Annotated in this window: 10 protein-coding genes; 3 read left to right on the top strand and 7 right to left on the bottom strand. The window is 67.8% G+C overall.

Annotation, left to right across the window (positions count from 1 at the left end; genetic code table 11):
- Nucleotides 1–99 precede the first annotated feature (99 nt).
- Nucleotides 100–378: a hypothetical protein gene (locus AC1VV3_RS00430; protein WP_132262108.1), complete on the bottom strand. Its 279-nt coding sequence runs from the start codon at nucleotides 376–378 to the stop codon at nucleotides 100–102.
- Nucleotides 379–528: 150 nt separating this feature from the next.
- On the opposite strand from AC1VV3_RS00430, the gene argJ reads away from it, so the two are divergent.
- From argJ to AC1VV3_RS00415, 3 genes are read left to right on the top strand one after another with little or no spacing between them, the layout of a single operon-like run.
- A complete protein-coding gene (gene argJ / locus AC1VV3_RS00425) occupies nucleotides 529–1,755 on the top strand; it encodes a bifunctional glutamate N-acetyltransferase/amino-acid acetyltransferase ArgJ (protein ID WP_431568369.1) in 1,227 nt (408 codons plus the stop codon).
- A gap of 2 nt (nucleotides 1,756–1,757) precedes the next feature.
- Nucleotides 1,758–2,396, top strand: coding sequence for a glutathione S-transferase family protein (locus tag AC1VV3_RS00420; RefSeq protein ID WP_431568368.1), 639 nt, complete (start codon nucleotides 1,758–1,760; stop codon nucleotides 2,394–2,396).
- Nucleotides 2,397–2,418: 22 nt separating this feature from the next.
- Nucleotides 2,419–3,231 (top strand): inositol monophosphatase family protein, encoded by an 813-nt coding sequence (locus tag AC1VV3_RS00415; protein WP_431568367.1) that lies wholly within the window; start codon nucleotides 2,419–2,421, stop codon nucleotides 3,229–3,231.
- Nucleotides 3,232–3,289: 58 nt separating this feature from the next.
- Here the strand turns inward: AC1VV3_RS00415 and AC1VV3_RS00410 are convergent, their stop codons facing one another.
- From AC1VV3_RS00410 to AC1VV3_RS00385, 6 genes are all read right to left on the bottom strand, one after another.
- The gene (locus AC1VV3_RS00410; protein ID WP_431568439.1) at nucleotides 3,290–4,066 is read right to left on the bottom strand and encodes a DUF4019 domain-containing protein; all 777 of its coding nucleotides are present in this window, start codon (nucleotides 4,064–4,066) and stop codon (nucleotides 3,290–3,292) included.
- A gap of 208 nt (nucleotides 4,067–4,274) precedes the next feature.
- Entirely contained in the window at nucleotides 4,275–4,595 is a 321-nt protein-coding gene (gene trxA / locus AC1VV3_RS00405; RefSeq protein WP_021235408.1) for a thioredoxin, read from the bottom strand.
- Between the two features lie 81 nt (nucleotides 4,596–4,676).
- Nucleotides 4,677–8,231 carry a double-strand break repair helicase AddA gene (gene addA, locus AC1VV3_RS00400; RefSeq protein WP_482961928.1) on the bottom strand — a complete coding sequence of 1,185 codons (3,555 nt, stop codon included), beginning with the start codon at nucleotides 8,229–8,231 and terminating at the stop codon, nucleotides 4,677–4,679.
- On the bottom strand, nucleotides 8,228–11,263 hold the full coding sequence (locus tag AC1VV3_RS00395; RefSeq protein ID WP_431568365.1) for a PD-(D/E)XK nuclease family protein: 3,036 nt from the start codon (nucleotides 11,261–11,263) through the stop codon (nucleotides 8,228–8,230). Before AC1VV3_RS00395 ends, addA begins: the two co-directional genes overlap by 4 nt.
- Nucleotides 11,256–11,981 (bottom strand): nucleotidyltransferase family protein, encoded by a 726-nt coding sequence (locus AC1VV3_RS00390; protein WP_431568364.1) that lies wholly within the window; start codon nucleotides 11,979–11,981, stop codon nucleotides 11,256–11,258. Before AC1VV3_RS00390 ends, AC1VV3_RS00395 begins: the two co-directional genes overlap by 8 nt.
- Nucleotides 11,978–12,976 carry an aminoglycoside phosphotransferase family protein gene (locus AC1VV3_RS00385; RefSeq protein WP_431568363.1) on the bottom strand — a complete coding sequence of 333 codons (999 nt, stop codon included), beginning with the start codon at nucleotides 12,974–12,976 and terminating at the stop codon, nucleotides 11,978–11,980. Before AC1VV3_RS00385 ends, AC1VV3_RS00390 begins: the two co-directional genes overlap by 4 nt.
- Nucleotides 12,977–13,058: the final 82 nt, after the last annotated feature.

Genomic DNA, 13,058 nt, shown 5'->3' with positions numbered 1-13,058 from the left:
GAGATCCCTGTTTTTCGTGAATGCGTATGTCGGATAAGCGCGCCTGCGTAGCGCGCAGGCACGGGAAAGGTTTCGCAAAAGAGCGAATGGGCAGCGCGCTTATTCGCGCGCGCGGTCTATCCCGGTCAGAACCGCGGGGATCATGCGCGAAACCGGCGCGGCCACCAGCGGCGGCGCATGACGGCGGGTATTGCGCAATCCGGGTTCGGGAAGCTGGGCAAGGGCGACCGGGGCACGCGGCGCCTTGGCGGCGACGGCGGCTTCGGTCAGCACGACCTGCAGGCTCGCCACCTGCGAAGCGCGCGCTTCGGCAGGGCCGATCTGCGCGGCAAAACCCGTCAACAGGGCCAGCAGGGTCAAGAGCAGGCGATTTGCCATGGCGGACCAGATAGGGGGCGCTTGACCCCGTGTCCACACAAGAGAGCGCCGCGCCCCAAATTACGCACGGAAGATCGCCGCAGGACTTCTCCGTTACTTCGCCGATGCAGCGACTCTTGACCTGTCACACCCACGCGCTACGCACCCGCCATGGCCTATCCCACCTCCCCGCTCGCCTCGCCCTTCCCCGCCATGCCGCCGATCGCCGGCGTCACGCCGCACGTCGTGCGCGCCGGGTACAAGGACTGGGGCCGATGCGACCTGACTTATGTGGAGCTGGACGAAGGCACGGCCGTCGCCGGGGTGTTCACGAAGAACCTCTGCTGCTCCAGCGAAGTCGAACTTGGCCGTGACAACGTGAAGCAGGGCCAGGCCCGCGCGCTTGTCGTCAACGCGGGCAATTCCAACGCCTTCACCGGCTATCGCGGGCGCGAGGCCGTCGAGCAGATCATGGACCAGGTCGCCGCCCATATCGGCTGCCCGCGCGAACAGGTCTTCGTCTCCTCCACCGGCGTGATCGGCGTGCCGCTGCCCAAGGACAAGGCGCGCGAAGGCGTGGAGAAGGCCCTCACCGCCGGGCCCTGCTCGTGGGAAGAGGTGGCCAACACCATCTCAACCACCGACACGTTCGCCAAAGGCGCGACGGCAACCGCGATGATCGGCGAGACCAAGGTCACGCTCGCCGCCGTCATCAAGGGTTCGGGCATGATCGCGCCGGACATGGCGACGATGCTCGGCTATGTGTTCACCGACGCCGCCGTGGAGCCCGCCTTCCTGCAGGAATGCCTCTCGGCCGCGAACTTCCGCACGTTCTCGTGCATCACGGTCGATTCGGATACGTCCACCAGCGACACCGTACTCGCCTTCGCCACCGGCAAGGCCGGGAATGCGCCGCTCTCGACCATCGCCTCGCCCGGTGCCCATGCCTTTGCCGCCGCGATCCATGACGTCTGCCGCCAGCTTGCCCACCTTGTCGTGCGCGACGGCGAAGGCGCGCAGAAGTTCATTGAGGTCGCCGTCTCCGGCGCCGTCTCGGACGAGAGCGCCCGCAAGGTCGGCATGGCCATCGCCAACTCGCCGCTGGTGAAGACCGCCATCGCCGGTGAAGACGCCAACTGGGGCCGCGTCGTCATGGCCGTGGGCAAGGCGGGCGAACCGGCCGACCGCGACAAGCTCTCGATCGGCTTCGGCGGCACCTGGGCCGCGCGCGAGGGCCTGCCGCTGGCCGACTACGACGAGGCTCCCGTCGCCGCCCACCTCAAGGGGCAGGACGTCACCATCGAGGTCGATCTCGGCCTTGGCGAAGGCGCCGCCACCGTGTGGACCTGCGACCTGACGCACGGCTACATCTCCATCAACGCCGACTACAGGAGCTGACGATGGCCACTCCGCAGTTCACGATCTGGGGTCGCCTCAACTCCCACAACGTCAAGAAAGTCGCCTGGTTCGCCGAGGAGCTGGGCCTGAACTACGTGCGCCACGATATCGGCGGCCAGTTCGGCTATACCGAGGAGTACCTCGCGAAGAACCCGAACCGGCTGGTGCCGATGATCGAGGACGGCAAGCTCTCGCTCTGGGAATCGAACGCGATCCTGCGCTACATGGCGGCCGAATATGGCGGCGAGCGCTGGTTTCCCCGCGATCCCATCGACCGGGCGCTGGCGGACCGCTGGATGGACTGGCAGATCACGTATGCCGACGCCCAGCGCGTGCCCTTCCTGGCCATGGCCCGCACCCCGCGCGAACAGTGGGACATGCCCGCCATCGCGCGCGACGTGCAGGCCTGCATCGCCCACCTTGCCGTGCTGGAGCGTGCCCTGAGCGAAAAGCCCTGGCTCTCCGGCGGACAGTTCGGCCTGGGCGACATTCCCATGGGCGTCTACGCCTATACCTGGTTCAGCCTGCCGCTCGACCAGTTCGGGCTGGACCGGCCCGAGTTTCCGGCCCTGACCGAATGGTACGCCCGCATCCGTGAGCGCAAGGGTTATGCCCAGCAGGTCATGATTCCGCTCACCTGAACCTCCCGCAAAGGCCTCCCGCATGATCACGCCCACGCTCAACGCCGCCGTCGAAACGATCATGCGCGAGGTTTCGCGGGATGTGATCCTGCCGCATTACCAGTCGCTTACGGCCGCGCAGATCGTCAGCAAGGCGGTGAACGACGTCGTCACCGTGGCCGACCAGGAGAGCGAAGCGATCCTCACCGAGCGCCTCACCGCCCTGCTCCCCGACGCCTCGGTGGTGGGCGAGGAAGCCACTTTCGCAGACGAGAGCGAGCTGCTCAAGCTGAAGGACCGGCTGTGCTGGATCGTCGACCCGCTCGACGGCACTAACAACTTCGCGGCCGGCAAGCCCCCCTTCGGCATGCTGATCGCACTGGCCGACCGGGGCGAGACGCTGGGCGGCTGGATTCTCGACTGCCTGACCGGCCGCTTCTGCCGCGCCTCGCTGAACGGCGGCGCCTGGGTCAACGAGGAACACCTCACCGCCCAGGCCACCGGAGAACAGCCGCCCGTCGCCGCGATCTCGCTGATCTTCACCGAGGAATCGCGCCGCGAACGCCTGCGCACCGAAGTCGCCCCGCACTACCGCATGGTCGACATCCCCCGCTGCGCCGCCGAACAATACCCCCGCCTTGCCCTCGGCCAGAACGACGTGGCGGTGTTCGAACGCACCTTGCCCTGGGACCACGCGGCGGGCGCCCTATTCCTCAACGAAGCCGGCGGCAAATGCGCCCGCCCGGACGGCACCCCCTACCGCGTCGACCAGTTCGACCGCAAAGGCCTGATCGGCGCCGCCTCGCCCGCCTTGTTCGAAGCGCTCGCCAACCGCTTGTCCGCACTGGAAGATTGAGGGACACTCGTCTGCGATAACGCAAGAACATCTCGCAGCCGGAGAACCCGAGCGGACCCTATTCGATCGTCACACCCGCGACACGCCAACTGCCGTCCTGTCGTGAGAGGGAGACCGTCTCCACCGCGTTCGCTTTATTAGCGAAACTGGTGCGGAATTTCACGACCTCATACCCCGAAGGCGGTGCCGGAAGGTTCTCCTGACGAAGAAACGTCCGAGAGATCACCGGCCCTAACGGTATGCGCACATTTTGATTGGTTTCGGCCCACACCTCCAACGTATTCAGCTTCTGGAAGGCCGAGCCGGTTCCCTCGTAACTTTTCTTCCATTGCCCCTGATCGATCAGGGTCAACCAATGACGGGCAATCTCTACCACTTCCGAACTGGCAGGCGTGGTCGAAGGAGCCGGTTCGGTGGGAGATGTCGGCGTAACCTGCGTAACGGTAACTAGCGCCAGAAGGCCAAGAGCAATCGACATGAGCAATACTCCGGTAACGATCCGGGGAGAGCGATCCGCCCGCCCCGCGCCGCCGATCGGCGCGCTGGCCTGATCGATCTCCCGCCGCGCCGCGTCATCCCCGATTGCCGTGTCCCCCAAGGAATTGGGGGAAGCCGTCTGCCCGTTTTCGCCTTCCGCATCGAGCAACAGGCGCGCCGCCTCGCGGCTGCTCGACACTTCCATCTTGCGCCGTGCTTCGCGAAGGCGCTCGTTGATCGTATGAACGGAAAGCCCCAGGCAGCGCGCGGTCGACTTTGCATCATGGCCGCGCACGATCAGACGGAGGGTCTGTTTTTCCTTCTCGGTAAGCCCCCAGAGAATATCGTTCACCGGCATGTTCATACTCTCTGCGGGTAAGTTCGACGCGCTGCCTTCACTACCCCAAAAAATCTGTACCCAAGGCGCGGATCAAGGGTTTTCGTCCTCCTCGCTATTTCCGAACCACACGGGCGGTCCTGCTCGCCCCAAAGAAAAACCCCTCCCGCCTCGCGGCGGAAGGGGTTTTGCTATCCGTCTTGGAACCGGCCGAAGCCGCAACGAACGCTTAGAGTTCGCCTTCGATCCAGCCCTTCAGCGCGCTCTTGGGAGCGGCGCCGAGCTTCTGGGCGACGGGCTTGCCGTCCTTGAACAGCACCATCAGCGGGATCGACTTCACGCCGATCTCGGCAGGGATGCCGGTGTTGGCCATGATGTCCATCTTGGCGATGGTCACCTGCTCGGAAAGCTCTTCGCTGATCTCTTCCAGAGCGGGGCCAATCATCTTGCACGGGCCGCACCAGTCCGCCCAGAAATCGACGAGCACGGGCTTGTCGGACTTGAGAACGTCTTGTTCGAAGCTGGCGTCGGTAACAGCGATGGTCGCCATGAATTGAAACTCCTCGGGTATCTCGGTTGAACGCAATCTAGGGACGAATTGCCATGAGGCAACGCTTGCACGGCCATAGGTTTACTGCGGCGGGGAAAAGTCCGGCTTGTGAGCGGCCAGAACGTCCGCCGGAACCACGATCAGGCGCGGCACGGCGGTGTAGAGCAAGGCCACTTCCACGCGCTTTCCCGGGAAGGCCACTTCCAGCGCGGCGGCATAGGCGCCCATCTGGCGCAGCACCCCGCGCGGCACCTGTTCCAGACTCTCGGGCGGGCGGCGCGCGGTCTTGTAGTCGACCAGCCGGACGCGGTCTGGCTCGACCACCAGACGATCGATCGTGCCCGCCACCACCTGCCCGCCGACCACGGCGGCCACCGGAACTTCCGCAAGACTGGCCGGGCCGAATATCTCGGACCACGCGGCATTGCCAAGCACCGCCATGGCGCTGGCCAACATGGCCTCGCGGGCGTCTTCGGCCAAATCGGCAGCGTTGCGCGCGAGCCATTGCCAGCCCGCTTCCTCGCGCAAATCGGCAGCGACTTGCGGCAGGCGTTCGAGCAGCTTGTGCACCAGAGTGCCACGCCGCAAGGCATCGCGCCCGGCCCCCGGCGGGAACGGCGGATCGGGTGCGTCGTCCTCGCCCAGCGAAGAGGGCGCCAGCGGACGGGGCGGGCGCGGCTCCGCAGGTGGCGCCCGCTCCAGCCAGCGCGGCAGGGGTTCGCGCAAGGGCAGTTCGACCGCGCGAACTTCCGCCGGGAGCGGCTCCGGCGGCTGCCCGTTCTCGCACCGCGTGCCCCAGATCGCGTCCTCGACGTCCGCCTCGGCCGGGAACAGGGCGCGCAGCCGGGCGTACCAGCTCTTGTCGGCCGGGCCGTCCTTGTCGCGCCGCCCCAGCGCGCCGCCGATGAACAACGCCTCCTCGGCGCGGGTCATAGCGACGTAGAGCAGGCGCCAATGCTCCTGCTCGTCGCCCTCGCGGTTCTCCGCGATCCGGGCGGCGATACGGCCGACCTTCTCGTCCTTGGACAACGGCGGCAGCGGCACCTTGCGCCGCTCGTCGCGCGGATCGGCCAGGTCGAAACCGCGTTCGCGCGCAGCTTCGGGGTTGCCGGTCGCGTCGGCCAGGATGACGATGGGCGCCTGCAGGCCCTTCGAGCCGTGGACGGTCATCACGCGCACCAGGCCCGAGGCGGCATCGGCCTCGCGCTTCAGTTCTCCGTCGCCGGCATCGAACCAGGCCAGGAACCCGGCGAGGCTGGGCGTATCGGTGGCGACATAGGCCTGGGCGGCATTGACGAGTTCGTCGATGGGATCGTTGGCCTCGCTGCCGAGCCGGGCGACCAGCTTGCGCCGCCCCTGCCACGGCCCGACGAGCAGCCAGTGCAACATGGCCTGCGGCGGCGCGAAGTCGGCCAGGGCCAGCAGATCGCCGAGTTGCTGCAGCACCGCCGCGATCTCGGCACCGGAACCGGCGCGCAAGTGTTCCCAGAGATGCCTGTGCCGGTCGCGATAGGCGTGGCGCAGCAATTGCTCCTGGCTCCAACCGACGAGCGGGGATACCAGCAGCGCGGCGAGGTTGAGATCGTCAAGCGGCTGCACCGCGAAACGCAGCGCCGCGATCAGGTCCTTCACGGCCAGCGGCGCACCCAGGCGCAGACGGTCGACGCCGGCCACCGGCACGCCGGCCGCGTGAAGCCGCGCAACGATCAGCCCCGCAAGTTCCTTGCGCTGGCGCACCAGCACCATCACGTCGCCCGCACCCGCACGGCGCGGCTTGCCCTTGTTCAGCGTGAAGCCCGGCCCCGAGGGATCGAGCCATTCGCGGACCTGCTGCGCGATGCGTTCCGCCATCTGCCGGTCCGGGCGGGAGAGCCAGTTGGGCTGCTGCCCGTCGTGCTCCTCCGCGCCCTCGTCATCTGCCAGCGGCGCGTCGTCGTCTTCGCCGCTCTGCTCCGAGACAGGCTGCCACAAGGCGACATAGCCCGGACGCTCCTGCCCGACATGGGGCTCGGCCGGACGATCGAGGCCGAAGCTGGCATGGCCGATGCCGGCAATGGCCTCGTCCACGAAGTCGAGCACGCGCTGCGCCGTGCGGAAGCTGCGGTCCAGCCCGAGTTCCACCAGCGGCCGCGCGGACAGGTTGCTGCGCAGCATATCGGCATTTTCAGCCGCCTCGCGCATCTTGCCCCGCACGCGGTCTGCCGCGCGGCGGAAGTTCTCGGGGCTGGTGCCCTGGAACCGGAAGATCGCCTGCTTGTAATCGCCCACGACGAACAGGGTGCGCAGCAAGGGGGGCTGCCCGTGACGTTCCCCGTGTTCCACGGCATGTTGACGCTCGTGCTGGCCCAGCCCGGCCCAGAACTCCTCCGCCATGGCGAAGACGATGTCCCACTGCGCGGCATTGGTGTCCTGCGCCTCATCGACCAGGATGTGATCGAAACGGCGATCCAGCTTGTAACGGATCCAGTCCGCCGAAGCCTGACCGCGCAGAAGATCGGCGGCGCGGCGGATCTGGTCGTCGAAGTCGATCAGGCCTTCGCGCTGCTTGGCCTCGTCCCAGGCAAGCGCGAAAGCCCGGCCGAGCCGCAATGCCGGCACGAGCCGCTCGGCCAGGCCGAGCAGCGCCTTGACCTCGCGAATGCGGGCAAGGCCCTCGCCGACGCGCAAGGCATAACCCTCGTAGTCGGGATCGCGCTTGGACAAGTGGTTGAGGCTGCGAACCGAATCGTCCTTGGTGAACAGCGCGGCATGAACATCGTCGATACCCTCCGCCCGGCGCGCCGGAGACTGGGTGAGCCAGGGCACCAGCACGTCGGTTGCCTTGTGGGCGGTGGCGGTGTTCCAATCGGCCAGGACTTCGCAGCACCGGCGCAGCGAGCGCACATCGAAGCCGTCGTCCGCACACATTTCCGCGAGCAGGTCGTCCCCGGCGTCGGCGGGCAGGCCGAGCAGGCGCACGACATGGCTGCGGATGTCGCCCGCCTGCCACGATCCCGGGCCGAACCAGGCCTCGCGCGCACCGGCGCAGCGCAGCAGGAACTCGACGACCGAATCCGGCCCGTGCCGCAGCGAGAGCTGGGCGATAGCTTCCAGCAGCGGCGCACCGTCGAAAGGATCGTTCTCCGCCGCGACCAGCAGATCCGCCAGGACCTGCCGTGCCAGCAGGGCGCGCTCGCGGTCCTCCATCGGCCGGGCGCCCGGCACCAGCTCCGCCTCCAGCGGGAACGTCGCCAGCAGCCACTGCGAGAAGGCGTGGATGGTGTCGATACGAAGCCCCCCGCCCGGACTGTCGAGCACCGCGGTGAACAGCGTTCGCGCACGGGCGCGCGTGTCCAGATCGGTCGGCGCGCCGATCGCGTCGAGCCGCTGGAATAGCTGGGTATCTTCCAGCCGCACCCATTCGGCCAGGGTGCCGTTGATGCGCGCGGCCATTTCGGTGGCGCCGGCCTTGGTGAACGTAAGGCACAATACCTGGGACGGCTCCACCCCCTCCTGCAGCAGGAGGCGCAGCACGCGGGAAGACAGCACTTGCGTCTTGCCCGTGCCCGCCGAGGCCGAAAGCCAGACGGTATCGCGCGGATTGACCGCCAGCATCTGGTTGCCGTGCAGCGGATGGACGGCGGCAGGACCGCTCATGCCCCCTCCTCCGTGGCACTGCCCTGCACGCGTTCACGGCTGCCGAGCGAAGTGATCCATTCATCGAGACGCATCAGCTGGTCGTAATCGGCATAGGACCCGAGCTCGGGGTTGAGACGCGCGGTGAAAGGCTCGTTGCCGAGGATCCAGCGGTCCAGTGCATCGTTCAGGTAGCGCTCGGTTTCCGGCAGGAAATCGTCCGGTTCGATCCCGGAGCGGCGCTTGCCGACCTTGAGCGGGGTGGCGGCGTAGCCGAACTGGTTCTTGTCCTTGGCCATCGACCAGTATTCGAAGCCCCCCGCCTCGCCTTCGATCTCGCGGCCCTGCATGTCCTTGAAGCCGCCGGCTTCGGCGATCAGCGCGATCAGGCCAAGCTGCAGCGCGAAACCTTCCTCCACTCGCCGCGGAGTGGGCGGCGAGCCCGTCTTGTAGTCGACCACGGCCAGCGTCCCGTCAGCCTGGCGGTCGATGCGGTCGGCGCGGCCGTGGATACGGATGTCGCGGTGGCGCATGTCGCCCCAGGCCTCGCTCGCCACCACACGCCGCCCCTCGGTCTTGTGCCGCAGCACGAGGTCGCGAAAGGTGTCGAGCGCGGCCGAGAGACGCGGCCACCACAGCGCGCGCATCAGCGGATGGGCGTTCTTCTCGGTCAGCACGGACTGGGCAATCGTGTGCAGCCCGTCGACCGGCTCACCCGCCTTGTGCCAGTCCTCCAGGATCTTGTGCGCCACTTCGCCCTTCCACGCCGCGCTCGGTTCGGCATCGAGCGCGTCGAGCTTGCGGAGGCGCAGGATCGCATTGGCGTAGAATTCGTAGGGATCGCCCCGCAGGCGGTCCAGCCCGGTGACCGCCAGGTCGACGCGGCGCTGCTCGGGCGCCGGCATGGGCTGCGGCCGAGGGTGCGGCGGCACCGGTGCGGCATCGTCCAGCATGCGTGCCAGGCGCAGCGCCTCCGCTTCGATATGACGCTCACCCTGCTCGCCGAGCAGCGCCTTGACCCGCAGCACGAAGCGCGAGGGGATCACCGGCCCCCCGGCATCGCGCAAGGCCCAGCTCAGCACGACGTCCGGCGCTCCCAGCGCGGCGGCCAGATCGTGCGCGGCAAGGCCGATGCGGAAATCGGCCCCCGGCACGCCGAGCGCGCGCAGCACAGCAGGCGGCAACAGGGCGTCCTGCGAGGGGGAAGCGGGCCAGACGCCTTCCACCAGCCCCCCGCAAATGACCAGGTCGGCGCGGCTCATCCGCGCTTCCAGCAGGCCGTAGATCGCCACGCGCGGATGGCCGCCCCAGGGCGGGCGCACCGAGACGCGGTCCATCGCATCGCGCAGCATGGCGTGAAGTTCGCGCGGATCGAACAGCGTTCCCGCAGAACCGGCCGCCGCGCGCAGTTCCTCGACCAGGGCGCTCAGTGCCCGGCCGTCGGGACCGCCCCAGATCGCTTCGCCGCACATCGCCTCGGCCGCGTCGGCAAGCCTTCCCAACATGAAGTCCAGCGGATCGCCTTCGCTCAGCGCGAAGAGCGGCGCGAGCATCGCCTCGACCTCGCCCCACCAGCCTTCCAGCTTTTCCTGCACCGCCAGTTCGGCCAGGGCGGCAAGACCGGCCCCGGGGCGCGGCCCGCGCAGTGCCAGGTCCAGTCGGCGGGCATTCTCGAGCCAGCGGGCACGGCCTTCGCCGCCCCCTGCCAGCGGATGGATCAGCAGGGCGATCAGCGGCACGGGCGCGGCCTGCTCCGCCATCACTTCGGCCAGCAGCAGCAGCAGGCGGCCAGAGGCGGTCTGCGCGAGCGGGCGTCCTGCGGTGTCGTCCGCCTCGATGCCCCAGCGGGTGAGATGGGCGACGACCCGCCCCGCAAGCCCGCGGTCAGGCGTAATCAGCGCCACGCGGCGTTCCGGGACTTCCAGCGCCTGGCGCACCAGCACCGCGATGGCCTGGGCTTCCTGCTCGGGATGAGTGCTTTCCATCAGCCGCACCCCGGCCAGCCGTCGCTTCTCGGGACCAAGCGCGACCCAGGCCGCCGATGCGCGGGGCGGCAGGAACAAGTTGGAAATCACGGTGCTGCGCTCGGCCGGCGAGGCGCCCAGCCCCGAACGGTGCCAATGCGCTACCTCCTCGCGCGAAATGCCCATGCGATTGAGCAGCAGCTTGAGGTGATATTGCGGATGGGTGACGGCATCGCCCCGGCCGAACGGCGGATCGTCCGGACTGTCGGGACGCCCCGCCGTGCCGAGTTCGTCCCAGACTTCCGGCGGCAGGGAAAGATCGAAATCGGGCAGGACCACGCTGCCGCCGGGCAATTCGCTGACCACGCGCAGCAATCTTGCCAGCGAAGGCGAGGCACTGGTCACACCGGCCGCAACGATGGGATAGGCCGGCGGCGAGGCCTGCCATTCGCGGGCGGCGTGCTCGAACAGGAGGTTGCGGCGCTCCGGCGCGTCGATCTCGCCGCGCTCGGCCAATTCCGCGATCCAGTGCTGCTGCACTTTCAGGAACGTGCGCGTATTGTCGGTCCAGTGGCCGGCCAGATCGCCGACGATGCCGATCACCCGTTCGCTCATCAGGTCGATCGGGGCGATGCCTTCCACCAGCAGGCGGTCCATCGTGCGCCCCAGTTCCCAGGCGCGGCGCAGCAGGGCGGCGCCCTTTCCGGCCTCGGCGCCCTCTACCTCGCGCAGGAAGTGAGCGATGCGGAGCCAGCGCCGGGTCGGATCGGCCGCGGGCGGGATGTCAGAGGCACCGAGCGGATCGAGCAAGGGCCCCAGCGTCTCGTCCAGATCGAGATCGCCCACCACCACCATGCGCGGCAGCAGAAGACCCGGCCTGTCGGTCGTGCCGGAAAAGCGCACGAAAGCCTCGGTCACCGTGCGGACCGTGCGGCGGCTTGGCAGCAGCAGCGTCAGCCGCGCCAGGCCCAGTTCACCTTCGGCGTAACGCGGCACCAATCCCGCCACCAGGGCGTCTGCGAAGCCGCGGTGAGCGGCAATCGAGAATACGCGCGGCCCTCTCTTGTCGGGCCCCGCCCTGTCAGGCACGGGTCAGCCATTCCTCGGTGGGCTTGATCGCGGTCGGCTCGCCCACTTCGAACCAGAGCCCGGTATGGGAAATGCCGTAGAGGCGCCCTTCCTTGATGGCGCGGTTCCACAACACGTTGGTCGAGAATGGTCCTTCCGGCGCATCGCGCAGGAGGCGCTTCGATACGATCTGGATGCCCGAATAGATGAAGGGCGCGATGCGGCCCTGCTTGCGGCGGGCGATGCGCCCTGCGGGATCGAGGTGAAAGTCGCCCTCGCCCCGATAATTCACCGCGCGCGGATGCGAGACCAGCAAGAGCAGTGCATCCATGATTTCCGGGTTCCAGGCCCGCGAAAGCTCGTGGAACACGTCTTCCGGTCCGTCGAGCCAGATATTGTCGCTGTTGAGGCAGAAGAACGTCTCGGGCAGCAGCGGCGCAGCCTTGACCATCCCGCCGCCGGTTTCCAGCAGGCGTTCGCGCTCGTCCGACACGGTGACCTGCGGCCCCTTGTGGCGCGCCTTGAAGTGGCCTTCCAGCGCGTCGGCAAGGTAATGGACATTGACCACCGCCTTCTCGACCCCGGCCGCATCGAGTTTGTCGAGCGCGTGGTCGATCAGCGACTTGCCGGCGACGCGCACCAGCGGCTTGGGCTGGGTGGCAGTCAGCGGCCGCATCCGCTTGCCGAGGCCGGCGGAGAGCACCATGGCCGTATCGCTGGCCAGCTTCACTTCGTTCATGCCGCGTAGCTCCCGCCATTGGCGTCGCGCAAATGGGCGGGGATATTGGCATCGAACCAGCGCGCGACCGGCTCCAGTGCCGGATGCGCCAGGTCGCGTTCGAGCATCGCCCAGACGCGGGGGATCAGTTCCAGATAACGCGACTTGCCGTCACGCCGCCAGAGACGCACGAAAATGCCGATGATCTTGGTGTTCCGCTGCGCGCCGAGGCGGGCATAGTCCGCCAGGAACGTCTCGGGATCGGCATCGGTGGCCTGGATGTAATGGTCGAACATCTCGGCCTCCAGTTCGGGCGAGACATCGCGGCGCGCGTCCTGCAGCAGCGAGACCAGATCGTAAGCGGGATGGCCGATCAGCGCGTCCTGGAAATCGAGCAGGCCCTGCTTTTCCAGCGCGCCGAGCAGCATGATGTTTTCGGCGTGGTAATCGCGCAGCACGGTCACGCCCGGGCGCTGGCGAGGCAGCAGTTCACCCATCACCGCTTCCCAGGCGGCGGTGAAGCCCGCGGAATCGACGTAGAGGTTCTGCGCCGTGCAGTACCAGTCGATGAACAGGCGCACCTCGCGCTGATACTCGCTCATCGAATAGTCGAGGAAAGGCCCCGGCGGCAGCTGGCGGAGCTGCGCCAGCACGTCCACGGCGCCGCGGTAGACGGCCTCTTCGTCGTCCTGCCACTGGTCGAGATAGTCGCGCATCCGTGCGTGGCCGAAGTCCTCGATCAGCACGAGCCCGCGTTCCGCCCAGTCCGCCAGGATGCGCGGCGCGCGCAGCCCGTTGGCATCGAGCCAGCGCGCGGCGCGCAGGAACGGCGTGGGATCCTCGTTGGGCGGCGGCGCATCCATCAGCATCGCCGTTTCGCCATCCGCGCGGGTAACGCGGAAATAGCGCCGGAACGAAGCGTCCCCGGCAAGCGGTTCGACGGCGGCGCCTGCCCATCCGGCGTCGGCCAGGAAGGGTTCGAGGTCCTCGGGAAGGTTCGCTGGGTTCGTGCTCATTTCGGGATTCGCCCTAGAGCATTTTCAAGTCGGGTGGAAACACCTGACGACTCGGAAAATGCGACAAACAAACAACGGTGAT

Source organism: Novosphingobium sp. BL-S-34, assembly GCF_056857015.1.
Note: the sequence above shows the minus strand (reverse complement) of the source record. Positions and strands in the feature narration are given on the sequence as shown.